The 23,233-nt window shown below is 50.8% G+C and carries 28 protein-coding genes; 6 read left to right on the top strand and 22 right to left on the bottom strand.

All coding sequences use genetic code 11. The features are described from left to right. Positions 1 to 209: hypothetical protein (locus AB4Z29_RS31530; RefSeq protein WP_441946840.1), on the top strand; the 209-nt coding region annotated here is incomplete at its 5' end. Here the strand turns inward: AB4Z29_RS31530 and prmC are convergent. The 3 genes from prmC to ychF all read right to left on the bottom strand — a co-directional run bounded on the left by prmC (position 181) and on the right by ychF (position 3,619). Beyond that, entirely contained in the window at positions 181 to 1,143 is a 963-nt protein-coding gene (gene prmC / locus AB4Z29_RS31525) for a peptide chain release factor N(5)-glutamine methyltransferase (RefSeq protein WP_441946839.1), read from the bottom strand. The two genes, AB4Z29_RS31530 and prmC, sit on opposite strands and share 29 nt — an antisense overlap. Positions 1,144 to 1,280: 137 nt before the next feature. Continuing rightward, positions 1,281 to 2,351, bottom strand: a complete 1,071-nt coding sequence (prfA, locus tag AB4Z29_RS31520) for a peptide chain release factor 1 (RefSeq protein WP_441946838.1) — start codon at positions 2,349 to 2,351, stop codon at positions 1,281 to 1,283. Between the two features lie 167 nt (positions 2,352 to 2,518). Beyond that, positions 2,519 to 3,619 (bottom strand): redox-regulated ATPase YchF, encoded by a 1,101-nt coding sequence (gene ychF / locus AB4Z29_RS31515; RefSeq protein ID WP_441946837.1) that lies wholly within the window; start codon positions 3,617 to 3,619, stop codon positions 2,519 to 2,521. Between the two features lie 174 nt (positions 3,620 to 3,793). Between ychF and AB4Z29_RS31510 the strand changes: the two genes are divergently transcribed. Continuing rightward, complete coding sequence (locus AB4Z29_RS31510; protein ID WP_441946836.1) at positions 3,794 to 3,937, top strand: hypothetical protein; 144 nt, start codon at positions 3,794 to 3,796, stop codon at positions 3,935 to 3,937. 213 nt (positions 3,938 to 4,150) lie between these two features. Here AB4Z29_RS31510 and AB4Z29_RS31505 read toward each other — a convergent pair whose 3' ends face one another. From AB4Z29_RS31505 to AB4Z29_RS31475, 7 genes are all read right to left on the bottom strand, one after another. Further along, complete coding sequence (locus tag AB4Z29_RS31505) at positions 4,151 to 6,532, bottom strand: YcdB/YcdC domain-containing protein (protein ID WP_441946835.1); 2,382 nt, start codon at positions 6,530 to 6,532, stop codon at positions 4,151 to 4,153. A 247-nt stretch (positions 6,533 to 6,779) separates the two neighbouring features. Beyond that, the gene (locus AB4Z29_RS31500) at positions 6,780 to 8,039 is read right to left on the bottom strand and encodes a phospholipid carrier-dependent glycosyltransferase (protein WP_441946841.1); all 1,260 of its coding nucleotides are present in this window, start codon (positions 8,037 to 8,039) and stop codon (positions 6,780 to 6,782) included. Between the two features lie 35 nt (positions 8,040 to 8,074). Beyond that, a complete protein-coding gene (locus AB4Z29_RS31495; RefSeq protein WP_441946834.1) occupies positions 8,075 to 8,419 on the bottom strand; it encodes an EamA family transporter in 345 nt (114 codons plus the stop codon). Beyond that, positions 8,419 to 8,763 (bottom strand): DUF2304 domain-containing protein, encoded by a 345-nt coding sequence (locus AB4Z29_RS31490; protein ID WP_183562751.1) that lies wholly within the window; start codon positions 8,761 to 8,763, stop codon positions 8,419 to 8,421. Before AB4Z29_RS31490 ends, AB4Z29_RS31495 begins: the two co-directional genes overlap by 1 nt. A 69-nt stretch (positions 8,764 to 8,832) precedes the next feature. Beyond that, complete coding sequence (locus AB4Z29_RS31485) at positions 8,833 to 9,615, bottom strand: glycosyltransferase family 2 protein (protein WP_441946833.1); 783 nt, start codon at positions 9,613 to 9,615, stop codon at positions 8,833 to 8,835. A 269-nt stretch (positions 9,616 to 9,884) separates the two neighbouring features. Continuing rightward, positions 9,885 to 10,196, bottom strand: a complete 312-nt coding sequence (trxA, locus tag AB4Z29_RS31480; RefSeq protein WP_183562753.1) for a thioredoxin — start codon at positions 10,194 to 10,196, stop codon at positions 9,885 to 9,887. Between the two features lie 73 nt (positions 10,197 to 10,269). Further along, positions 10,270 to 10,689, bottom strand: coding sequence for an RrF2 family transcriptional regulator (locus AB4Z29_RS31475; protein ID WP_183562755.1), 420 nt, complete (start codon positions 10,687 to 10,689; stop codon positions 10,270 to 10,272). Between the two features lie 289 nt (positions 10,690 to 10,978). Between AB4Z29_RS31475 and AB4Z29_RS31470 the strand changes: the two genes are divergently transcribed. After that, entirely contained in the window at positions 10,979 to 11,188 is a 210-nt protein-coding gene (locus AB4Z29_RS31470; RefSeq protein ID WP_441946832.1) for a hypothetical protein, read from the top strand. A gap of 68 nt (positions 11,189 to 11,256) precedes the next feature. Here AB4Z29_RS31470 and AB4Z29_RS31465 read toward each other — a convergent pair whose 3' ends face one another. The 11 genes from AB4Z29_RS31465 to AB4Z29_RS31415 form a co-directional block, all read right to left on the bottom strand. Further along, positions 11,257 to 11,937, bottom strand: coding sequence for a serine/threonine protein kinase (locus AB4Z29_RS31465; protein WP_441946831.1), 681 nt, complete (start codon positions 11,935 to 11,937; stop codon positions 11,257 to 11,259). A gap of 126 nt (positions 11,938 to 12,063) precedes the next feature. Further along, positions 12,064 to 12,387: a DMT family transporter gene (locus tag AB4Z29_RS31460; RefSeq protein ID WP_441946830.1), complete on the bottom strand. Its 324-nt coding sequence runs from the start codon at positions 12,385 to 12,387 to the stop codon at positions 12,064 to 12,066. A 1-nt stretch (position 12,388) separates the two neighbouring features. Further along, the gene (locus tag AB4Z29_RS31455; RefSeq protein ID WP_183562762.1) at positions 12,389 to 12,769 is read right to left on the bottom strand and encodes a DMT family transporter; all 381 of its coding nucleotides are present in this window, start codon (positions 12,767 to 12,769) and stop codon (positions 12,389 to 12,391) included. A gap of 6 nt (positions 12,770 to 12,775) precedes the next feature. Continuing rightward, complete coding sequence (locus AB4Z29_RS31450; protein WP_441946829.1) at positions 12,776 to 13,381, bottom strand: TetR/AcrR family transcriptional regulator; 606 nt, start codon at positions 13,379 to 13,381, stop codon at positions 12,776 to 12,778. Between the two features lie 156 nt (positions 13,382 to 13,537). After that, positions 13,538 to 13,978, bottom strand: a complete 441-nt coding sequence (locus tag AB4Z29_RS31445) for a hypothetical protein (protein WP_441946828.1) — start codon at positions 13,976 to 13,978, stop codon at positions 13,538 to 13,540. After that, positions 13,978 to 15,039 (bottom strand): histidinol-phosphate transaminase, encoded by a 1,062-nt coding sequence (gene hisC / locus AB4Z29_RS31440; protein ID WP_441946827.1) that lies wholly within the window; start codon positions 15,037 to 15,039, stop codon positions 13,978 to 13,980. Before hisC ends, AB4Z29_RS31445 begins: the two co-directional genes overlap by 1 nt. 45 nt (positions 15,040 to 15,084) lie before the next feature. Continuing rightward, positions 15,085 to 15,534 carry a VanZ family protein gene (locus tag AB4Z29_RS31435; protein WP_441946826.1) on the bottom strand — a complete coding sequence of 150 codons (450 nt, stop codon included), beginning with the start codon at positions 15,532 to 15,534 and terminating at the stop codon, positions 15,085 to 15,087. 2 nt (positions 15,535 to 15,536) lie between these two features. After that, on the bottom strand, positions 15,537 to 16,250 hold the full coding sequence (locus tag AB4Z29_RS31430) for a metallophosphoesterase (RefSeq protein ID WP_441946825.1): 714 nt from the start codon (positions 16,248 to 16,250) through the stop codon (positions 15,537 to 15,539). Next, the gene (locus AB4Z29_RS31425) at positions 16,247 to 16,753 is read right to left on the bottom strand and encodes a GNAT family N-acetyltransferase (RefSeq protein ID WP_441946824.1); all 507 of its coding nucleotides are present in this window, start codon (positions 16,751 to 16,753) and stop codon (positions 16,247 to 16,249) included. The genes AB4Z29_RS31430 and AB4Z29_RS31425 overlap by 4 nt, the downstream gene beginning before the upstream one ends. Positions 16,754 to 16,834: 81 nt before the next feature. Next, a complete protein-coding gene (mobA, locus tag AB4Z29_RS31420) occupies positions 16,835 to 17,446 on the bottom strand; it encodes a molybdenum cofactor guanylyltransferase (protein ID WP_441946823.1) in 612 nt (203 codons plus the stop codon). Positions 17,447 to 17,705: 259 nt separating this feature from the next. Beyond that, entirely contained in the window at positions 17,706 to 19,379 is a 1,674-nt protein-coding gene (locus AB4Z29_RS31415) for a glutamine--tRNA ligase/YqeY domain fusion protein (RefSeq protein WP_441946822.1), read from the bottom strand. 216 nt (positions 19,380 to 19,595) lie between these two features. Here AB4Z29_RS31415 and AB4Z29_RS31410 point away from each other — a divergent pair, with 216 nt between their 5' ends. The 3 genes from AB4Z29_RS31410 to AB4Z29_RS31400 are packed head-to-tail and all read left to right on the top strand — an operon-like array spanning position 19,596 to position 22,925. Next, a complete protein-coding gene (locus tag AB4Z29_RS31410; RefSeq protein ID WP_441946821.1) occupies positions 19,596 to 20,810 on the top strand; it encodes a hypothetical protein in 1,215 nt (404 codons plus the stop codon). Then, the gene (locus tag AB4Z29_RS31405; protein ID WP_441946820.1) at positions 20,791 to 21,576 is read left to right on the top strand and encodes a glycosyltransferase; all 786 of its coding nucleotides are present in this window, start codon (positions 20,791 to 20,793) and stop codon (positions 21,574 to 21,576) included. Before AB4Z29_RS31410 ends, AB4Z29_RS31405 begins: the two co-directional genes overlap by 20 nt. After that, positions 21,573 to 22,925, top strand: coding sequence for a glycosyltransferase family 4 protein (locus AB4Z29_RS31400; RefSeq protein WP_441946819.1), 1,353 nt, complete (start codon positions 21,573 to 21,575; stop codon positions 22,923 to 22,925). Before AB4Z29_RS31405 ends, AB4Z29_RS31400 begins: the two co-directional genes overlap by 4 nt. An 80-nt stretch (positions 22,926 to 23,005) precedes the next feature. On the opposite strand, the gene AB4Z29_RS31395 is transcribed toward AB4Z29_RS31400, so the two are convergent. After that, positions 23,006 to 23,233: hypothetical protein (locus tag AB4Z29_RS31395; RefSeq protein ID WP_441946818.1), on the bottom strand; the 228-nt coding region annotated here is incomplete at its 5' end.

Raw genomic sequence — 23,233 nt, 5'->3', positions numbered from 1 at the left:
CGGACAGCAAGGCCGGACAGCAAGGCCGGACAGCAAGGCCGGACAGCAAGGCCGGACAGCAAGGCCGGACAGCAAGGCCGGACAGCAAGGCCGGACAGCAAGGCCGGACAGCAAGGCCGGACAGTAAAAAAGGATGCCCTGATCGCCTAACGGCGCTCGGGGCATCCTTTTTTGCTGCGGCTAGCGCAGCTGCGACTGCGTCGCAATGACATGGCGCTCAATGCCCGCGTAGTCGCTGATGATGCGGATCTCGTCCCACCCGCCGAGCGCACGCAGCATCTCGGCCACGATGCGAGGCTGGCCCATGCCGAGCTCAAACGCGACGATCCGCGGCATTTGCGCAAGCCGCGGGAGCTGCTCGATCATACGGCGGTAGGGCGTCAGCCCGTCTGCGCCGCCTTCCAGCGCGAGGTGCGGCTCATAGTCGCGCACCTCGCGCTGCAGCCCTTCCATATCCGCCGCGGGTATGTACGGCGGATTGGAGACGAGCACGTCGATGCGCAGCTCGGCGCTGCGGGGTTCGCTCTGCTCATGCCCGGGTATGAAGGGCATGAGCAGGTCGCCCTGCACGAACGCCAGCCGGTCCGCCGCTTCATGGCGGACCGCGTTCGTGCGGGCGACTGCCAGCGCGTCCGGCGATAGGTCGGACGCGCATACGCGCCAAGCGTGACGCTGCGAAGCCAGCGTTACGGCGATGGCGCCGCTGCCTGTGCCGACGTCTACGACCGTCGGCATGAAGCCCTCCTCGCTGCCTGCGTCAGACGGCCAGAGCTGCTCAGCGGCCTCCAGCACCGCCTCGACCAGCAGCTCCGTCTCCGGGCGCGGGATAAGCACGGACGGCGTGACCGTAAACGGCCGCCCGTAGAACCACTGCTCGCCAATGATATACTGAACAGGCTCGCCTGCCGCTTTCCGGCGGATGAGCGCTTCCCAGTCGGACAGCCTCTCCTGCGGAAACGGATCGCCTCCGTCGCGCAGCAGCGCCGCGCGATCGGTCCCAAGCAGATGCATGAGCAGCAGCTCAGCATTGTTGCGCGGCTCCTCGACTCCCTCTGCTAGCAGAATGGAGGTCGCTTGCACGCTCGCCTGTCTAAGCGTCAATGGCCCTTTAAACCACGGTCCATTCGATGGCATGCCCATCATTCGCATCATTTCCTTTCGCATTCAATCCCATCGCCACGCATACATGCGAGCGACAGGCCATTTTATGTCCTAAACCTAACAAAACGCCGAACCTCCGATTGCTTGGACAAGCAACCATCGGTCCAGCGCCATATAAATTAAGCCATTTCACGTTCCATAATATCCGCTTGCTCTGCAATCGTAAGGGAAGAGATAACCTCTGCCAAATCACCATTCATAACCGAATCAAGCTTATGCAGCGTCAATCCGATACGGTGGTCCGTTACGCGGCTTTGCGGGAAATTGTACGTACGAATGCGTTCGCTGCGATCGCCCGTTCCGACCTTGCTCTTGCGCTCGCCTGCATATTTCGCTTCTTCCTCTTGGCGGCGTACGTCAGAGATACGAGCACGAAGCACGGCAAGTGCTTTCGCCTTGTTCTCGTTTTGTGATTTGCCATCCTGACAAGTCGCCATAATGCCTGTAGGAACATGCAATACGCGTACCGCAGATTTGGTCGTATTAACGGATTGTCCGCCTGCTCCACTAGAGCAGAACGTATCGACACGGATATCTTTGTCGAATATCTCAATCTCTACGTCTTCAACCTCCGGCATAACCGCTACCGTTGAAGTCGAAGTATGAATACGGCCGCCTGATTCCGTTACCGGAATACGCTGTACGCGATGCGCGCCGCTCTCGAACTTCATCTTGCTGTATGCGCCTTTTCCCGTGATCATGAAGATCACCTCTTTGAATCCGCCAACATCATTCTCGCTGAAATCCATCAGCTCCACGCGCCAGCCCTGCGCATCTGCAAATTTCGTGTACATGCGGTACAGCTCATAAGCAAACAATGCAGCTTCGTCACCGCCAGCAGCGCCGCGAATCTCGACAATTACGTTCTTGTCGTCATTCGGGTCCTTCGGCAGCAAAACGATTCGGATCTTCTCATCAAGCACAGCTTGGCGCTTGCTTAATTCGTCGATCTCCATCTTCACCATTTCACGCATTTCGTCATCGAGCTTCTCTGCCTGCATAAGCTTGGCATCATCGAGCTGCTCGGTAACTTGTTTATATTCCGTAAAGGCATCATACGCCTCTTGTAAATCCGACTGCTCCTTGGAAAGCTCTCTAAGCCGCTTGGGATCACTGGATACATCTGGATCACACAATAGCTCACTAAGCTTCTCATACCGGTCTGCGAGTGCTTGTAAACGGTCAAACACGATCATTCACCTCTGTTTATTCCATTAGGATAATGTTCATTATACCATATCGGCGCAGGAGTATCGACTGCTGGTTTCGATTTACAGGCAGTCATTGTGCCCAAATTTGCAACAAAGCCCCACAAGTGCCGATCAGCACCTGCAGGGCTATATTATTGCCAATTTAATTAAACGTTAAAACGGAAATGAATAACGTCGCCGTCGCGCACAACGTATTCTTTGCCCTCAAGGCGAACTTGCCCCTTCTCACGAGCTGCTACCATGGAGCCTGCAGCTGCTAAATCAGTGAAGGAAACAACCTCAGCACGAATGAATCCGCGTTCGAAGTCCGTATGAATCACGCCAGCCGCTTGCGGTGCTTTCGTCCCGCTGCGAATCGTCCATGCGCGAACCTCTTGCACGCCTGCTGTGAAATACGTGTACAAGCCAAGCAGCTTGTATGCGGAGCTGATCAAGCGGTTAAGACCTGACTCCGACATGCCTAGCTCTTCAAGGAACATATCCTTGTCTTCGCCTTCAAGCTCGGCGATCTCCGCTTCAACCTTCGCGCTGATCGGCACGACATCCGCGCCTTCAGCAGCAGCGAATTCACGCACCTTCTGTACATATTCATTGCCGTCCGAATTGGATACCTCTTCTTCGCTCACGTTAGCGGCATACAATACCGTCTTCATAGTCAATAGGTGAAGATCGCGGATTAGCAGCTTCTCGTCGTCGCTAAGCTCTACACTGCGCGCCGGCATATCGTTGTACAACGCTTCTTTCACGCGCTCAAGCACCTCAATTTCTTGAGCGACCTTCTTGTCTCCGCCCTTGAGGTTTTTGCGGGAGCGCTCGATCTTCTTGTCCACGGAATCAATATCCGCCAGAATCAGCTCCAAGTTAATCGTTTGGATATCGCTAATCGGATCTACTTTGCCGGATACATGCGTAATATTCTCATCCTGGAAGCAACGCACCACGTGCACGATCGCATCTACCTCGCGGATATGCGCTAGAAACTTGTTGCCGAGACCTTCGCCCTTGCTTGCTCCAGCCACTAGACCAGCGATATCAACGAATTCAAACGCCGTTGGCACGATGCTCTTTGGCACAACCAGCTCAACCAGCTTATCAAGACGCTCGTCCGGTACTTCAACAACGCCAACGTTAGGATCTATGGTACAAAAAGGATAGTTGGCAGATTCTGCCCCTGCTTGTGTAATTGCGTTAAATAATGTCGATTTCCCGACATTCGGAAGACCTACGATTCCAGCTTTCAATGCCATGCGTTAAGACACCCCTATTTTCCCGAAAGTAAACAACTCCAGCTATTATACCCCAGCAGCATCTACATTGAAAGTGTAACCCGCTGGAATGATTAGCGCCGCGGCGGCAATACTACGTAAGCGGCAGCGCACGCAAGCCTATCCAAGCGACTGAAAAATCTGGGAGGTGATCAAATGGAAAACAAGAAGCATAAGGGAAATTATACCGGCACGACGAATATGAACGCTAAAAATCAAGATATGGCCTTCGTCAACGATACGATAGAAGATACCAAATCCACATCCAATTTCACGTCCAATAAAAAGAAAACCGATTAATGAATCCTTCCAACAACAAATAAGCCCGAAACCCGCGATATTGCTATCGCTTGGCTTCGGGCCTTTCGCTTGTCTACTCGCTTACATCTTCGTACCTTTCACTTGTCTACTCGTTTACATCTTCGTGCCTTTCACTTGTCTACTCGTTTACATCTTCGTGCCTTTCACTTGTCTACTCGCTTACATCTTCGTGCCTTTCACTCGTCTACTCGCTTACATTCTAATCGGCGCTTCCTTCAATTCCGCACGCGACTGCAAATACCTGAAAAAGGCGACCGAGGCTTCCCCTCGCGTAACCTGCTTCTTCGGCAGAAACTTGCCGTCAGCCAGGCTCATGATTTGAAGCCCGACAACAATTGCCGCTTGCCCTTTATTCTCGATTTGAGCGGAATCCTTAAACGAGGCTTTGAAAATATGATCGTAATTTGCAAGTGCGTTGTAACCAAGCGCACGGACGATCAGCTCAGCCATTTCATCGCGTGAAACCTTGCCGCTTGGATTAAAAGAGCCATCGCCGACGTCAATTAAATTTTGCTCGAGTGCAGATTCTACATAAACAAAATAGCTGGAATCCGCCGCGACGTCATTAAAGGAAGCTTTGGCTCCCAAGCGATCGGCGGAAGCCATTACCGGAGAATGGCCGCTGCTTCTAGCAAGCACCAGCATTTTGATTAATTCGCCGCGGGTTACCGCTTCGTTAGGGCGAACCTCTCCGTTTTTAACATCGAGTGCCTTATAGGCAACCATTAGCTCCAGCTGTCGCTGTGCCCAGTGGCCCTCAATATCCTTCGCCTTCGGCTTCTCAAGCTGCGTAACCTCTCCAGTTTCACGGTTGCGCCAGCCGCCAGTCTCCGCATCAAGAAACAGCGCTTCGTCAATTAGGCGGGGGACAAGCTGATACACGAGCTCGGCTTCGGTAATCGCTTTGACTTCATCGCCTTTAATTTCTCCTGCGGCAAGCATCAGCTTGTATTTCTCAATCGGAAGCGGCTGCCCATTCCAAGAAAACTGCTGCACGAGGCGGTACGTCAGCTGCGTCCGATAATAGTCGAGCCACGCCGCAACAGCCTTATCCTTTTCAATGACAGCTGGTGCCTTCGCAGGATATTCGTAACCGGTTAGATAAGCGTCGTAGTTCACCACTTCGCCGCTATAGGAATCTACCGTCACGTTGATGCTGTCATACTCGATGACTGCGCCATGGATTTTGTGCACAAAGCTAAAATAGAAACGCCCATTACCATTTCGCTTCATGTCTTCATACTGCTTGGGATCCGGCTTGATGAAGTAAAGCTCATCGGTCAACCAAGGCAATTGCTTCTTAACCGTTTCGATTGCGAGCGCAGAAGCTTGTTCCAGCGGAACCTTGGGCGTATCGGCCTGCCCCTGATCGCTATAAGCATAAGTATTGAAGCTGCGGATTGCCCCCGTATGCCCATCAACAGATGCTGAGGTGGAGCCCGTCTCTTTGCCGTCCTTCTTGAACGTCCAGCTTAAGTTCCAGAAGGCTTCCGCTCTGCCCGTGCTTTCATCCGTTTGCTCACTGTAGTTAGAGCCGTTCAGCTCCGCTTCGGCAGGCAGCTTGAACGCCGCTTTCACAGCTTCCACTGCTTGCTTTTCGGTTATGGTTCCTGACTTTGGCTCTTCGCCCACAGGTTTCTCCGTTAGCGGAGTAACCGAGACCGCGCCTGCTCTATACGTATTCATATTGCCATTACCTTTAAGCTCGCCAGTAACTGCATCAATGGCAATAGGCAATAGCTCATAGCTGAGCTTCGGCATCTTTTTACCCTGCACATTGTATGGGACGATGTAGGCTAGCTGCGGAGCAGCAGCAGTCCGAAGCTTTGCATCCGCCTGTTCAGCCGTCAGCATTGCCTCGATCTTCGGGAACACAATGGTTTGATCCCACTGCAGCGAGTACCGCCTAACATGTCCCTCGCTGTCCACCTCAAGCTCTATGTAGTTGTCTACATAGGGAATTCCATTGACCATTCGGTCATATCGCAGTGTATGCAGCACCTCTCCTGTCAGTGGAGGCAGCAGCTGCAAGCCGTATTCCGGGTTATATCGAATACTGTCTTTATAGTCAGCAGCTATTGTTTGAATAAAGCGGAGTGCGATCTGCTGCGCATCATCCCGTTCAACCTTAAGCGGATAGGATGGCTTGGAAGAGGCATTGTCGCTGTACGAGCTGAATTCAAGCAATTGACCGCTATCCGCATGAATTCTTACGTAAACGCTTCCCAAATGCTTGCCGTTTACTTTTTTCACGAAATCCAATCCCCAGGCATTGCGCTTGCCGCTGGCCAGCAGCTCCATCGAAAGGTTAGCGCCTTGAAGCACATATTCCTTCGGAATGCTTACATACTGCCTCGCAAGCGCCTCGGCCTTGCTCTTGGTTATAGACACATCAACCGGAGCCGTAACACCTTCATCCATCGCAATTCCTCCCGACGCAGGGGCTGTTTCTGCCAGCTTGCTCCATTCTGCAGGCGTACGATTGCTATCGGCGAACGCCGAAGCAGGCAATACGCTCATGAGCATAGCTGCGGACAGCAACACCGCGAGCTTCTTCCGTTTATCGTTCCTCACTGCTTCACCCTCCAATGGTCTTCCAATTTATTCATAAATTAGACGCATCAGACATGCCAGAAGTTGCAGAAAATGTAAAGAAAACCGGCTTAGCCATCCTCTAGAAGAAGAGGGTATCCGGTATCCGTTTCTCGTAGTAATAGAAGAATCGTTTAACGCGTGAAACCTATAAAGTCTTATATTTAAAAAAAGACTGCCGGCGAACTCATGTCCGTCAACAGTCTTTTCCCATTAGTTACTTGCACAGCTATGCTGCTTTCTCTCCCCTGATCGCATGTTTGATCCGCTGCAGGATATAGACGGCAAACCAGCTCGATAAAATGATAAACAACGGCATAACCGTGAAATTATATCGGTACTCCGGCACAAACAGCAGCCTGATCATAGACATAATGATAATGACTACTGCCAGCATTGCGGCAGGGTGCCTCCAGCGCCATAACAGAAACAGAAGCGGAATAAGGCTGCTGTATACAATCAGCTGATGGAAATTATGGCCTTTCGGATACACCGTGTACCCTGGTTCATGACCAGAACCGAAAAACATCCGATTGTACGTATACTCAAGCTTGCCTACCGTATACCATTTCACGTACTTCCAGGTTTGCTGCGTGAACCCCGCTTTAATTCTCGCCCAAGCCACCTCATCCTGAGTCAGGCCCGTTGGATCAACGATTTTGTCCGTATAATCTTTATACGGGTATGTACCTGCTTTGAACGGATTCGATTGCGAAGCCGTAAGCACAAATTCATGCAAGGTCACGGCGTTGCGAATCCACCATGGAAGCATCGTTGCCGTCACACATAGACCTGTAATAACGCCAAGCAAGACCACTTTTTTTGCAACTTCCCATTTCGATCTTGTCACTTCCATTAGTCCCGATCGGCGTCTGAACCATTGCTGTAGAAGGAATACACCATATAGGGGAACGAATAGCGGCAGGAACTCTGCTCGCACTAACACCGTCAGGCCGAGCAGCACGCCTGCAATTGCCGCGTCCCGCTTTCGCTGAGTACGGAAAGCATAGAGCTGCATGGCTAGATAAGCCATTAAGAAAAATAAAGCAAGCGTCTCGGTAAGCACGGCGCCTGTCGCCCAAATAAAGGGATGATACACTGCTCCAATTATAATAGCCAGCATCGCTACCCATTTGTTGCGTGTAGCCAGCATGGCAATGACGTAAATCAAAGCTAACGTCGCTACACTTATGAGAAGCTGAATCCATCTAATTAACGGATAAGGCTCGGCATTCATCGCGTCGGCAAGCAGGTAAGTCCCGGCCATGAATAATGGATAGCCCGGCGTTACCCTTGCATTTGAAACTTCTTCCTTGTAGGCATAGATCCCCTTGTCGATCAGTCGATGCACCATCTCGTCATAATACTTGGTATCATGCGATACGGTATGCTTTACCGAAGTAAGAAAATCCGCTCTCAACCAGCCTGCAAGCAGAAAAATAAGAACGATTGCAATCGTCCATGCTTTGTTTTTCCTAACCCATTCCACCAAATCCGCAAATCCTCCTCCATGCCCCGAACAGCTTATTTCCAAGCGAGTACGATTACTCCTGCCAAAATGATGGCAACACCGATCCATCGCTGCAGCGGCACTGTTTCATGAAATATAAATACAGCTGCAATTAAAGCTATGACATAAGCCAAGCTTTGCAGCGGATAGGCCAAACTAAGCGGCAGCTTCTTCAGAACGTAAAGCCACATCACCGTAGCGACACCGTATAATACAAGCCCTGACCATATGTGCGGCGACCACAATAGCGATACCCAAGAATCCCCTTTGGCCGTGTCGAGCTTGTTCATTCCTGTTTTCCATAAGAGCTGTCCCGAAACAAGCAGCAAAATGTTTAAAAACAATATGATATATGCCATTATGAATCCGACCTTTTGCGTTCATGCAATTCATGGTGCAATATGCCAAGCTCTTGCGTAAGTCGAATGACCTTCTCTGATAGCTTCGATACGATAACCGTAAGATGCAGGATGAGCGCAATACAAAACAAAATGCCGACTAAAAACAGAAGTGCAGGCGCGTAATCGATTCCTACCGCGTCCGCCAAAGCGTCTATGATCTGTACGCGGACTGATAAAATAAGCATAACAACGCCGAACAACAGCCACAGCATCGAATACTGCTCGCGCAGAAGCCGACGGTTAATCAACATAATAAGTACAAACAAAAAAACAACGCTTGTGATAATCCACAAGGCTTGCATGGTGTATCCTCCTTCAAGCTATCACGACCTTGTATTGAAGCTTCGCAGCTTCTGGAACCTTTATGACCTTTATGATTGAACTTCTACCGGCTTTGTTGCCTTCAAGCTGCGAATAAACAGCGACAATGTGACCTTTACCATATAATACACCGAACGAACGGCATTTATGGATGAGGTGCCTCCCGTGCGCGCGTCCATCACTACCGCAACCTCGCTAGTGCGCAGACCGCTGCGGTGAATCAGCACAATGGAGTCCACTTCCGGATAATCCGTCGCGTAATCGCTTTGGAAGACGGCAATCGCCCGTTTGTTGGCAGCTCTGAAGCCCGATGTTACATCCAGCACGCGTTTATGTGTCATTGCGCTGACGATCGTGGACAAGATCTTGATCCCTGCTCTCCTCGATGCCGAAGAAAGGAAACCTGTTTGCTCAATAAATCTGGAGCCGATCGCAAGATCAGCCTTTCCATTAAGCACCGGGTCCAAAATAAGATGCAGCTGTTCCGCTTTATGCTGTCCATCTCCGTCTACTTGAACCGCAACGTCGAAATCGTAACGATGTGCATAACGATATCCGGTCTGCATGGCGCCGCCAATACCCAAATTCGTTGGAAGTGTGATGACAGCCGCGCCGTTTGCCTCCGCTACTTCACGGGTACGGTCCTTCGAGCCGTCATTGATGACTAATATGTGCGCAGACGGGCAATGATTCTTCACATCTTGGATCACGTGGCTTATGCTGTGTTCCTCATTATAAGCCGGAATAATGATCAATATTTTTGAAGACGTCAACCCTTGCCGCAGAGACTCTCCGGTAATCTTGCTGTCCTTTTTCGTCATGACTGCATTCACTTCATCACCACTCCATAAATCAAAGTTTGAGTACGCTAATACGCACAATTAGTTCAATTCTACTAACAACTCTATTAGAAAGCAACCGATTCGATTGTGAATTTGTGTAAAATATGTGCATTTCAAGCCTTTTCAACAACCTTTAGTTAACAAAAATAGTAATTTATGTTTGGTAGTGTAATGGCATCCATGAAAAAAATATCGCCTGATGAACAGCCATTGGCTGATACCAGACGATATTTAGACGGTATTCAATTGGAAAAAGTTGCTTATAGCTGACCGGAAATTTTCGCTTTCAAAGCATCTTTGCTTTGAACGCCGACCATTTTGTCAACTGGTTGGCCATCTTTGAAAAGAATCAAAGTCGGTATGCTCATTACGCCGAATTGGGAAGCAAGCTCCGGCTGCTCATCCACGTTGATTTTTGCAATTACAGCTTGACCTTCAAGCTCAGTGGAAAGCTCCTCTACGATCGGAAGCTGCATTTTGCAAGGTCCGCACCAAGGTGCCCAGAAATCTACAAGGGAAACGCCGTTTTGAATGCTCTCGTTAAAGTTTTCTTTCGTCAATGCTACTGCCATTTCAATCATCCTCTCTAAACAATGTGTATGATAAAGGGAATACCCGTCTCACCGCTTGTTGAAACGCGATTCGCTATTCGCAAGCGTGAATTTGTTTCAACACATCCTGAATCGTTATCGCGCTAAAATGACTTTCCAGCTGCTTCTCCGCCGTGCAAAATATACCGAACATCACCTGATTCATATTCGACCCCACGACGCAATCCATCTCTGGATTGCCCGAGCACCAGCTCGGAATTAGCGAGCCTTGTGCCATTACTCGATAAATATCAGCCAATGTTACCACATTCGGATCAATCGTCAGCCTGTAGCCGCCGCCCGATCCTTCACGTGTATCCACATATCCGCTGCGTCGCAAACCACCCATTACCTTCCTGACGCGAGCAGAGTGCGTACCGACATTGTCGGCAATCATATCGCTGCTAGCCATTCTGTCCGGTAAATAAGCCAAGTAAACGAGACTGTGTACGGCAATCGTAAATTCGCTGTTCACTGTTTAAGGGCCTCCCTGCTTTGTACTGTAATTTTATCAGTTACAGTTAAAGTTGTCAATAGTCAGGACGCCAAATCGCTTTCTTAGCATGCGGAAGGATCCATTTCGTTATCCTGCTCAATTATTGGATCGGAATCGCAACATTTTTTTGATGCACAGTCATGTTTGAGCGATGTCTCCGAATAAATATGAATGGTGCTTCCTCTTTCGGTTTGGCCGCGCCAAGCCGGTTAGGCACATGCTTCCTAAACTAGTTTTACTTTGTAAAACTTTAAGGAGGTGACACATAATGGCATTATTTTGGAATCGATGGATACCCGTTCGTACGGAAGGCGGTTCTAGAGCGGAGCTTATTGACCGGCTGGAGGCCCACTTCAAGGCAAATGGATTGAAATCCAAAATTACCATTGAAGGCAATTCCTTGAAACGGATTCATGTGCTTAAAAAGGACGCCGATCTTGCAAAGGTTCTGCTCGATGCGTTTGACGAGGAGCATTAATGCGGGCGCGCAGCAAAGCTAACGCAAGCAGCGGCATTCTAAGCGAATGCCGCTGTTTGCGCTATCGATTAGGACGAGCGTCCGATAACCGAGGAATTTCTTACGAAGCGATAACCTTTACGCACACCGTTGAGTACCCATTCCGGAACCGGGATCGGCTTCTTGGATAAGAAAGGCATATAAATTTTGTTGTAGGCTTTTTTCAAATCATCCCACATCGTGCACGGCTCTTCCTTCAAAAAGTCTGAAATATCAAGCACGATGCCATGGCCGTCCTGCATCATGACATTTTTGCCATGCACATCATGCGGATGCAATCCGCGCAATCTTGCGTAATCGAGTGCTTCATCAATATCCGCAATCACCTTCTGGGGAATAATAACCCCGTCAATAATGCACTGATAGAGAGTCTTGCCCTTCAATCGTTTTAGAATCAAGTAATAATGCCCTTTATGCTCGCCCGCATGATAACACTCGGAATAAGCGGGATGACTGCCAATCCTTGAATAAACCTCGCATTCACTTTCCCAGCCTTCACGCCCTGGCGCATATACCTTCACCGCTATATCCGAATGGTCGAGGTGCGTGAATACACCAGCATAATTGCCAGCCCCCAGCAGCCTCCAGCCCCGCGGGGTCTCTTCTACACGAATGGGATCAGCAGGGTCAACGCTGCCAAGCACCAAATTCGACAATAAGCTATTCTCCACTAGCCGAATAAACCCGTCCAATTCCTTCTCATCCAACATGATAATTCCTTCTTTCTTCACCTGCGAACACCGTTTTCTACATTGTAAGACCAGCAGGCAGAAAAATAAAGACCGCGACAGAAAGCTTATCAGCTCTCCGCCACGGTCTTTGCCCTTTCGCGAGGCTTAATGGCCTCCGCTTACTACCTTCAAACCAATGACGCCTGAAATAATCATCGATAAAAACAGCACTTTCCGCCAATCTCTCGATTCACCGAAAACAAACATGCCCAATATGACACTGCCGATTGAGCCGATCCCCGTCCAAATGCCGTAAGCCGTACTAATGGGGATGGTTTGCAGCGCTTTGGATAAGAAGAAAAAGCTAATGAAGCCTGCCCCGATCGCACCAACCGTACCTTTCCAGCGCTTAAAGCCGTCCGACAGCTTCATAAACGTAACGCCGCCTACCTCGCCTAACCCCGATATGATCAAAAAGATCCAAGCCATGTTATGAACCCACCTTTTCGTGCTCTACGCTGATTTCGCTTGCCTTTGCATCTTGTGCCGGCTTCTCCTTCGATACGAGCTTTAAGCCGACAATACCGCCCACGAGCACGGCGATAAAAAACAAACGCCAGAAATCAGCCGGTTCATCCAGTATGAATATGCCTGCTATGACCGTACCAACCGTACCGATTCCCGTAAACATCGCATACGCTACGCCAATTTCAATGGTTCTCATCGCGCGGGCAAACAGCATGAAGCTGGCTGCCAGCACGATAATGGTAATGATGCTCGGAACGAGCTGCGTGAAGCCCTCCGAATATTTGAGGCCGAACGTCCAGCCTACCTCAAGAACTCCGGCTAACAATAGAAATACCCACTGCATGCTTACTCAATCCTCTCTCGCTGTCATCGTCCATAGCTGCCACAATGATTGCCACACTAATTTTTTTCTTTTTTCGAAAAGCTCCTCTGCATACAATTGGTTCTCGACAAGCATACCGTCGACACACACATAAAACGCAGCAATAAGCCGTTCTTCTTCCGCACTATCAAACAGGCCCTCTTGGGCGCCTTGATGCAGCACCTTTACGATGCCCACGGTCAGCTCGTTCTCGTAGTGCAAAAAATCTTGCCTCAGCTGATCCCGCAAATGCCGCGGCGGCACGAGAATCGTACGCTTCAAGAATGCCTGGCCAGTCGACATATGCTTCAGGTCGGTGAAAAAAGCAAATAATCGATACACCTGCTGTTTAACCGGCTCCTGCTCCAATTCATAAAGGAGCTCCATATACTGCTTCCGTTCTTCAGCGATCACCTCTTGAATCAACTGAACAAACAATTGCTCCTTCGACTTATAATGCGCATATATGGACGGGGTTTTGATGCCCACCGCTTTGGCAATTTCTGAAAGCGCCGCACCTTCGTAACCGGACTCGGTAAACATCGTTAGCGCTGCTTGCTTGATTTTCTCCGAGGTCGTGGGCTCTGTACTCATATGCAATTCCTCCGCAACGTATCGTTCCGATTTACCTAACGAACGTTAGTTAGTCTAGTGATTGTAAGACGATTCGTTCTGAAAGTCAAGGCTTCTATCCGCACAAAAAAAGCCGCGCAGACTCCATTTCGCTTGGAGAGCCTGCACGGCTTTCATTTAATTTTGTTTTTTGGCTCGTTTATACCTTTCCCTAAGCAGCCATCCCGCGTTGATAAGCATCCCGAGCGCTATGCTAAGCAGCATAATCATTACATTCAGAATTAAGAAATAAACGAGCATCAGTCCAAAGTCGGTATCATTCCGGGATAACGGAAGAACTTGGCTCAGCACGTATGCGAGCAGCACGCTGAACGGAATCCAGAATAGGAATATAAAAATCGGAAAATACCAATGGCGGTTGCGAAACCACTTCACAATGGGAACGGAAAAAGCTACAACCATCAGCGCGCAAATGATATAGCTGTTTTTGACGATGCCGCTATTGAAATAGGCCGTGTACAAAAACATATTCCCCGCCACCGCATAAATCAAGCTTAACAGCAGTACGATTCGCATCGAGCGCTTAAACAATGCTTGCTCCATCACTGCCTCTTCCATTACTTGCCCACTATTTCTTGCAGCGCTTGGATGAACGCATCCATTTCTTCATCCGTCCCGATGCTCACCCGCAAATAACCGTCAATCCGCGGCTGATTGAAATAGCGAACCAATACCCCTTTATCCCTCAGCTGCTGAAAAATCACTTGCGCCTCCAGCTTGTTATGCGAAATGAATACAAAATTCGCTTTGGAGTCGGTCACTTTGAAATCCATCGCRAGCAATTGCTCCGTTACGCGCTCCCGCGTAGCGATAACCTTTGCCGTCGTACCCTTGAAATAAGCGTCGTCTTCGAAAGCAGCAACCGCCCCTGCCAGCGCAAGCCGATCGATCGTATAGGAATTGAACGAATTTTTAATGCGGTTCAAGCCCTCAATCAGCTCTTCGCTGCCAAAAGCAAATCCAACGCGCAGGCCTGCCAAAGAACGCGATTTCGATAGCGTCTGCACGACAAGCAAATTCGGATAGTCGCCAATCAGCTCGATAGCCGACTGTCCTCCGAAGTCGATATAGGCTTCATCGATGATGACGACCTGATCGGTATGGCCTGCAAGCAGCTTGCGAATATCATCCAGCGGAAGCAGCTCCGCAGTCGGCGCATTGGGATTAGGCACGATAATCCCGCCGTTATCTACCCGGAAGTCTTCGACCCGAACCTGAAACTGCTCGTCCAGCGGAATAAGCTCCGCACTGAGGCCATACAGCTTGGCATATACTTTATAGAAGCTATAAGTGATGTCCGGAAACAGAAGCTTTTTCGCCGGATCGAAAAATGCCGCAAACGCAAACGCCAAAATTTCATCCGAGCCATTTCCGGCAAACACCTGCCCTGCAGGCATACCGTAATAGGCAGCAGCAGCTTGCACAAGGCTCTCGCACGTAGGATCGGGATACAAGCGCAGATCAGCATTGGCTGCATCCTTTATAGCCGCAATAACCTTCGGTGAAGGTGGATAAGGGTTCTCATTTGTATTCAGCTTTATGTACGTTTTGTCCTTTGGCTGCTCGCCTGGCACATACGGCACGAGCGACGCGGTTAGCGGACTCCAGAATTTACTCAATGGTTGATCTTCCTTTCGTTTTGGCTTCCGTTTTAATGGCAGAACTTAGCTTCTATGAATGAGCAGCTTCGTAACCAGCAAGCCGAGCAGCGCGCCGAACGTGTTGAGAATAATATCATCGATGTCGAAGCTGCCAACGCGCATTAGCATCTGCATAAGCTCCACCGCCGTAATGATAACGATCGAAGCTGCGGCAAGAGCAATTCCACTGCTGTACCTTCTATTCAATAAGGGCAGAAACACGCCAATCGGGATAAAGAGAATAATATTTCCGAATAAATTTTTAAACCAAGTATCAAAATTGAAATGATCATGATAAATAATATATTTTTTAATGGTATAGAACGGAACCAAGTTATAGCTGTAGCCTTCTCCAAAATAACGATTACGATAAAATAATAGCCAACACATGATTAGCACATAGCCGCACGCAAGCGCGGTAAGAAATACATTCAGCAATACGCTCCTGAAATAAGCTTTCGGGTATAAGCGCATTCCTACAATCTCCAAGGTACGGCATAGGTTTGAAATTCATCGGCACCCGTTATCGCGAGACCGTTAAGCTGATGGCCGGATGCACATCCTCCATCAACGCCGATCTTGCCCGGCCCGAACCATATATTCGGATTGCCATGGATATCAATCGCTTTGGTATGGCCGAAGACGACGGTTTTGGTCACATTAGTCGGCCTGCTTAGGAAAGGCTGCTTGATGTACAGAAAATCTCTGGACGGCTGCTCTTTCCAATTCAAGTAATTCGGGTTAAGCCCGGCGTGTACGAAGATGAAGTGCTCATCCTCATGATAATAAGGCAGTTGATCCAGAAATGTCATATGATGCATGTAACGTTCTTGAACGGCGGCCTTTGCCTGATCAATTATGTCTCCGATTGCGCCCTGCTTCGCGCCGGCATAGCTCTCAGCCGTTTGCCTGCCGCCATGTCCTGCAAATTTAATGAGCGCCTGCTCGCTCCGCTCCAGCATCACATCCACGAAGCGCTCGTCATGATTGCCTTGGACGGCGATAGCGCCGTCATTCTTGACCAAACCTGCTACCTGTTCAACGACCTCGCGACTGCGGGGGCCGCGGTCAACAAAATCGCCAAGCAGCATGAGCTGATCCTCCCCCGGACAATAATTCATACGCTCAAGCAAATCGTTGAACGGCGAATAGCAGCCATGAATATCGCTTATGACAAGGGTTCGCTTCATACGCGCCTCCCCGAGATCACAAGATCTCTCTCAATGCCGTCAAGTACGGCGACTTTGGGGAGATGCCCCCATGTTTCAAAACCAAACTTCCGGAGCAGTGCCAAGCTTGGTTCATTATGTCCGAATACGAAGCCAAGCAATGTGTGCAGCCCTAAGCGCGGACATTCGTCTATTGCTTTCTGAATAAGAATAGATCCTAGCCCCAGCTTCCGGAATGGCTCTGCGATATAAATGCTTATCTCCGCTGTGGCAAGATAGGCCGGCCGGCCATAGAAGGATTGAAAGCTGAACCATGCAGCGATTTCTCCCTCAATTCGCAAAACCCATAGCGGGCGAAAATCTGCCGAGTGGTCATCAAACCAAGCCCGTTTGCTCGCCACCGTGGCCGGCTCCAAATCTGCCGTGACCATTCTGCTTGCAATCGTAGCATTATAAATATCAACGATACGCTCCAGATCGCTTAGCTGCGCATCCATAATTTCGTACTGTAGCTGTCTGGTCATGCTCGCCACCTCTTACCTTTCTATGTTAGTCGCTAGGTCCCTTGCATTTGAATGCTGTTAACTTTGACAAATTATATCACATCACGAATTGTCAGCTATATATTTAATGTATTCAGCCGGCGTGTTCAAATTAATAAACGTAGCCATTTGATTCGGAACTTGCGGATCAACCACAATGGTACGAAGACCATTCAGCAAACCCATTAGCCGCAAATCTCTCTTTTCCAACAACGCCTTGATTTCCGATGCCGTTCCGGCATGATAGAGCGCATGAAAAGGCTGGCCCTTGACATGAATCACATCCGCTCCCTGCGCCATTTGTGCCTTTAACGCTGCGAGCAGCTCCTCCGAAACCCGCGGCATATCGCAGGCCATCACAAATACATACCCGCTGCCAATGGCCGACAAACCAGCATGAAGACCGGATAATGGGCCGCTTGCCGGATAGATATCACTAATATAGCTCACTGTATCAGCTAATTCTCCTAGACTCGCGCGGTATATCGCCTCCCGCTCAGGTCGACCAACCGATACGGTCACATGATCCGTTAAATGAACGAGCTGCTTTGCAAGCCGATAAACAAGCGGCTTGCCTCCTATGTCCAGCAGCGCTTTGTCCGTTCCCATCCTCGTGCTTTGACCGCCGGCAAGCAGCAGGCCTTGTATATGCCGCTCTCCCATTAGAACTCTCATTCCCCTCAATAGACAAGCGTAAACGGCAGTCGCCGTCCTCTGTGGCAAAACAGTCGTTTCGCAGAGATAGATAAGCACATTTATATGTGAAAACATATTCATTCTTATTTATGAACAAAGCCCGCCGAGTGACTGCGCTCGGCGGGCTTTGTTCAAATATAGGAATGCATAGCCTTAGGCTATACATTCTTTATATTTCTCGGAATGAAACGCGCCTCGCCGCCAAAGGACGGCGATAGCCGTTTCACCTTGGTTGCCCTTAGGCTTTGGACGGATCAAACGAGCTTTTCAGCGAAACGATTCGGTTGAAAGCAAGCTTCTCTGCCGTCGTATCCTTAGGATCTACATTGAAGTAGCCATGACGGAAAAATTGGAACTTATCTCCGCCTGCCGCTTCTTTCATATTAGGCTCAACGAAGCCTTGCAGCACCTCTAGCGAATTCGGATTAATGCATTCAAGGAAAGGCTTGCCTTCCTCTTCAGCCTCACTCGTAATGAGTGGCTCGAACAAGCGAAAATCCGCTGCTACCGCTTGCGACGCTTCTACCCAGTGAATCGTGCCCTTCACCTTGCGCTCGTTAAAGCCAGAGCCGCTCTTCGTCTTCGGATCGTAGGTACAATGAAGCTCAATAACTTGACCCGCTTCGTCTTTAATTACCTCTTGGCATGTGATGAAGTAGGCATGCTTGAGACGCACCTCGTTGCCAGGGAAGAGACGGAAATATTTGTTAGGTGGGTTCTCCATGAAGTCGTCTTGCTCAATGTACAGTTCGCGCGAGAATGGAATTTGGCGAACGCCCATTTCCTCGTTCTCTGCATTGTTCTCCGCATCCAGCAGCTCGGACTTACCTTCCGGATAGTTCGTAATGACGACTTTCAACGGACGAAGAACCGCCATCGTGCGAAGCGCCTTCAGTTTCAAGTCTTCTCTTATGAAATGCTCCAGGTTGCGCTCGTCTACGAGACTATTGCTCTTGGATACACCGATTTCCCTACAGAATGCGCGCATGGCCTCGGGCGTGTAGCCCTTGCGGCGCAAACCGCTGATCGTCGGCATACGGGGATCGTCCCAGCCGTCTACGACCGCTTCGTCTACCAATTGCTTCAGCTTCCGCTTGCTCATAACCGTATTCGTCACGTTAAGGCGCGCGAACTCATATTGACGGGGTACTGCTGCCATCTCGCACTCGGCGACCGTCCAATCGTACAGCGGGCGATGATCCTCGAATTCCAGCGTGCAGATGGAATGCGTAATGCCTTCGATTGCATCGCTCAGCGGGTGAGCGTAATCATACATCGGATAGATGCACCATGCATCTCCGGTCCGGTGATGATGCGTATGCGCAATCCGGTACAGCACGGGATCGCGCAGCGTAATGTTCGGCGAAGCCATGTCGATCTTGGCACGCAGCACTCGCTCGCCGTCTTTGAACTCGCCAGCGCGCATACGCGCGAACAAATCAAGATTCTCCTCTACGGTGCGGCTGCGGTATGGGCTCTCTTTTCCAGGCTCAGTAAGGGTGCCGCGGTATTCGCGGGTTTGCTCTGCCGTCAAGTCGCAGACGTATGCTTTGCCCTTCTTAATCAGCAGGACCGCACGGTTATAGAGCTCTTCGAAATAATCCGATGCAAATCGAAGGTCATCCCATTCGAAGCCGAGCCAGCGGACATCCTCTTGGATGGATTCTACGTACTCGGTATCCTCTTTAAGAGGGTTCGTATCGTCAAAGCGCAAATTGGTTCTGCCCTTGAATTCATCCGCAAGCTCAAAATTCAGGCAGATCGACTTGGCGTGTCCAATATGCAAATAGCCGTTCGGCTCAGGCGGGAAACGCGTGACCACTTCCTGCACATGGCCGCTCTTCAAATCTTCGACTACAATGTTTTTTATGAAATTCGAGGATGATGACTTATTCTCTACAGCATTCTCCATCTGCGACCAACCTTTCCACGAAAAATATTTATCCTCTTATAATACACAAATTCCCGCAAAATTATAATACTATCCCAAGATCGCGCCCGTTAATAGAAACGAAAGCACTCCTCTTTCAGCGAAAATATATACGCATGCGTACATGCAGCGTCCGCATAGGCTTCATACAAAGCGAATACACGAACATGACGCGAGCGGATGGAAGGTGAAAAGACAGTGGCTGTTTCTTCCTTTGTGATATTCCCGGACGGGGGCTGGAACAATCTCCCCGCCCCTTTTCAAAGACTGTTCGAAGAGCTTGGCAAGAAGCATCTCGTTTATATCGTATCCGCGGAGCCGGTCTCCTCGCAGGCAGCCGTCGCAATCCAAACGTTATCTCTAGAACAACTTAAAACGTTTGGCTGGGGGGAAGCAGCCGCTGTCGTTCTGCATCCCTGCTGGATACAAGCAGCGATGGCCGCCGGGCCCAAGCAGCTGATTGCCATGCCGGACTCCCCGCAGCAGGGCGAGCCGGCACTTTGGACAAAATGCCGAAAGTGGCTATGCGCACATGCCGACCTTATCATTACGGATGCGGAGCCGTATTATCTGGAGCAGGCTTTTTGCATGGAGCATGTATTCTTGCTCGACGGGCGCGACGAGGTAACTGATTTGCTGGCAAGGCAAGCCTTTGGCTGGATACTTAGCGGCTTCTCCCCGAAGCCGCTCGTTCGTTTGCAGCAGCGCTGCCTTGCGGAATGGCACAGCAAGCAGCTGTCCGGCGATTCGAAGAACACGCTCGGCGACAAGCTCACCTTATATTTTTTCCATGCCGTCTATCGGTACCTTGTCTATGATTTGGAACGGGCAAGAGAGGCCGTCCTTGCGGCATTCGAGCTCGCTGTATTAGAAGGCAAGGCGGATGCGCTGTCTACCTACTACCGGTTTTTGTCCGCCATTGAGGTGAAGCAGGGACTCACTAGACAGGCCGTGCAAACCTATACCTTCTCTGCCGTCACGGAAGAGGAACGGCGCACGGTCGATTTTCTGGATGAATGGCTGAAGGAGGGGAAAGACCGGCTCGCAGGCGCACTCCTATACCGGCTGAATGATGATTTCAAGCAAGCCTTAGAGCGACTCGAGCTTCTAAAAGTCAATCCGATGGCGCAGCGGCTGGCGATAGAATGCTGTATTCAAACGGGACGCCTTAAGGAAGCACTGGGAAGAACGACGAAGGAGCAGCTGCGGCAAGGCGATGACGAGCAGCAATATTTGCTGCTTCGCGGAACATCGGCTCTGCTTGCGGGGCAAAGGCATGAGGCGATTCATCGCTTTTTAGAGGCCGCAGAACATCGGATCGAGGCACTGGGCAATATCGCCGAGATTGCCGCACTGGATGCAGCCGTTCAGGAGCTGTTCAGGGGATCCAGTCTTGAAAGCAGCCATGGTTAAGCTGGGGAAGGAGGACAACGCAATGGACGACGGGGGCATTTGGCGACGCAAAAAAAGCGGCAATAAGCTCACTGCGATCATGCAGGTCAGGAATGAGCAAGGGCGTTATTTGGAAGCGGTTCTAGCCGAGCTGTCCCGGTTTGTCGATGAAATTGTCATTGTCGATGATGCCAGCACCGACGGCACCTGCGAGCTGTGCAGCTCCTTCAGCAAGGTGGTGAAGCTTGTCCGACTGGAGAGTTCTCTGTTCCGCACGGAATGGCAGCTGAGAAAGCGGCTTTGGGATGAAGCAGTTGCCACCTCCCCCGATTGGATCCTTTCCGTGGATGCCGACGAAATCTATGAACAGCGCGCCGCCTTGTCCATTCGAGCGCTCATAGACCAAGAACAGTACGACTGGGTTGGCTATCGCATGTATGATTTCTGGGGATCGCTGACCCATTACCGCGAGGATGAATGGTGGACGCTGCATAAGCGGCATACGATGACCTTGATCCGCTACTTGCCAGGCTTTCATTATTATTACCCGCAATGGGAGCATCATGTCCCGCGTTTGCCGGTCACTGCCGCCGCTCTTCCGGGAGTATGCACGGAATTTCGCATCAAGCATCTCGGCTGGGCTGGCAGCGAGGCTGACCGACGCGCCAAATACGAGCGTTACAAGCAGCTGGATCCTTTTGGCAAATGGGGCAGCCTCGCGCATTATGAATCGATACTCGATCCAAAGCCCCGCCTTGTGCGCTGGCATGAGGAGGTGATTGAATGACGAACGAGCAGAAACGGGACATCGTCACCATTCTGACCCATAGCTATCTAGACGGCTACACGCAAAATATTACACGACCGTTCGGCGGGGGGCTCGAACGATACATACATTCGCTATGCCGCGTCATCATGAAGATGGGGCTGCAGCCTGTCGTCTATCAGCTCTCTTATTTCGGTACATTCAATACCGTCTACGAAGGCGTAAAAGTGCGCGGCTGGACTTATGACACGGATAAAATCGCCGCTGCTTTTGAGGAAATGGCGGAAGCCTCGGAGGGCATCCTCATATATGGCAGCTGCATCTGGCATCCGATTCGATATCGACCGGGCAGCATTGGCATTTGCCATGGCATTAGCTGGGATCGGCATGACATGCCTCGCGACACGAAGCAGGAGGTAGCCGCCATCATTCACGAGGCCGTGCTCCAGCTAGACCTGGTCGTTTCGGTAGACTCGCAGTTTCTGACGTATTGCCGTTCCGTATGCTGTTATCCAGATCCCTCCCGCATTAGCCTGCTTCCGAACGCCGTGGACACGGAGTGGTTTACACCAATAGAGGAAGCAGGTAGCGCCGGGGAAGGCGGTCTTGCTAGTGAGGCTGAATGTAATGAAGGAACGGAGAGCAATGGGGGTATAGAGAGCAATGAACGTACTGAGAGCAATCGAGGTATGGAGAGCAACGAACGTACTGAGGGCAATCGAGGTATGGAGAGCAACGAATGCACTGAGGGTATTCGAGGTGTGGAGAGCAACGAACATGTAGAGGCTGATGGCGCGTGCTCTAAGCAGCTTCGTGTTTTGTTTCCTCGCAGGCTTAGCTTCGAACGGGGCATCGTGCCAATGATGCTGGTAGCCACGTCGCTCCTGCAGGAATACCCCGGCGTGACCGTCGAATTCGCCGGAGAGCTGGTCGAGAAAACGCCGGTCGCGATTGCCTTTCGGCTGTGGCTGGATTCCCATCCGCACCGCGACAGAATAGAGCAGCGCGTCTATTCCTTTGATGAAGTACGTACGGCTTATCGGAATGCGGATATTGCGGTCATTCCGACTATTTTCTCAGAGGGTACGTCCCTCGCCTGTCTTGAAGCGATGAGCTGCGGCATTCCCGTCGTGTCCAGCAACGTCGGGGGCTTGAACGATATTGTCATCGACGGCTTGAACGGGCGACTTGTCCCGCCGCAGGCTGAAGCGCTGACGGCTGCCGTAAAAACGCTGCTGGACGATGAAGCGCTGCGCCTCTCCATGGGGAAGCTCGCACGGCTTACTGCGCTTGCTTTTGACCAGCGCAAATGGCATGCACAGTGGACTGCTATTATTGAAGCGCAGCTGGAGAAGCAGCAGCGGTACTGATGGCGCAGCGGGTGGGATGCGCGGAGCAAATGCTCCGTTGCCTCCCGCCCGCTACATCGATCATAGACAGCAGGATGATTCTAAAAAAACAATGCGGATACGGCCCTCAGCTTGAGCTCCGCTTCAATCTGCAGCGCCGGCAGCGCCGCACATGCCGGCGCTGGCAGCACGGCGCGAGCACGCGCCGCGAATGCAGCCGCAAGCCCTGCCGCGGCTGCGCGTGCAACCCATGGCGCTGCCGCCGCGTCAATCGCGGCTGCGCCAAAGCTGCCCGCCGCCGCGCGCCAGTCGGCTGCGGCGGCTGCAAG

The sequence above is a fragment of the Paenibacillus sp. 2TAB23 genome (assembly GCF_052115165.1).
Taxonomy (GTDB): Bacteria; Bacillota; Bacilli; order Paenibacillales; family Paenibacillaceae; genus Pristimantibacillus.
The sequence above is the reverse complement of the archived record's forward strand: the minus strand, read 5'-3'. Positions and strand labels throughout refer to the sequence as shown.